The organism is Bacillus sp. sid0103 (assembly GCF_019219025.1).
In genome coordinates, this window is record NZ_JAHUWN010000100.1 from 1 (window position 1) to 653 (window position 653).

Here is a 653-nt window from a genome sequence, read left to right on the forward strand (position 1 = left end):
TGGCAATTATGGCGAGAAGGTCACACCCGTTCCCATACCGAACACGGAAGTTAAGCTTCTCAGCGCCGATGGTAGTTGGGACACGCGTCCCTGTGAGAGTAGGACATTGCCAGGCTGTAATATTATTATTCCGCAGTAGCTCAGTGGTAGAGCTATCGGCTGTTAACCGATCGGTCGTAGGTTCGAGTCCTACCTGCGGAGCCATTTATGGAGAGCTGTCCGAGTGGCCGAAGGAGCACGATTGGAAATCGTGTAGGCGGGTAACCCTGTCTCAAGGGTTCAAATCCCTTGCTCTCCGCCATATTTATTTGAAATAATATGGCCCCTTGGTCAAGCGGTTAAGACACCTCCCTTTCACGGAGGTAACACGGGTTCGAGTCCCGTAGGGGTCACCATTCATATTTGGAGGATTAGCTCAGCTGGGAGAGCATCTGCCTTACAAGCAGAGGGTCGGCGGTTCGATCCCGTCATCCTCCACCATATTTAAATTTAGTAGTATTATTATTGTCGCGGGGTGGAGCAGTCCGGTAGCTCGTCGGGCTCATAACCCGAAGGTCGCAGGTTCAAATCCTGTCCCCGCAATTGGTCTGGTAGTTCAGTTGGTTAGAATGCCTGCCTGTCACGCAGGAGGTCGCGGGTTCGAGTCCCGTCCA

The 653-nt window shown here is 52.7% G+C and carries 5 tRNA genes and 1 rRNA gene; all 6 read left to right on the plus strand.

Annotation, left to right across the window (positions count from 1 at the left end):
* Positions 1–115 (plus strand): 5S ribosomal RNA (gene rrf / locus KW850_RS32620); the annotation flags it as partial.
* A 14-nt stretch (positions 116–129) separates the two neighbouring features.
* Positions 130–204, plus strand: a tRNA-Asn gene (locus tag KW850_RS32625).
* A 5-nt stretch (positions 205–209) separates the two neighbouring features.
* Positions 210–301 (plus strand) — tRNA-Ser (locus KW850_RS32630).
* A 19-nt stretch (positions 302–320) separates the two neighbouring features.
* Positions 321–395: transfer RNA gene (locus tag KW850_RS32635), tRNA-Glu, on the plus strand.
* A gap of 9 nt (positions 396–404) precedes the next feature.
* Positions 405–480: transfer RNA gene (locus KW850_RS32640), tRNA-Val, on the plus strand.
* Between the two features lie 28 nt (positions 481–508).
* Positions 509–582 (plus strand) — tRNA-Met (locus KW850_RS32645).
* Positions 583–653: the final 71 nt, after the last annotated feature.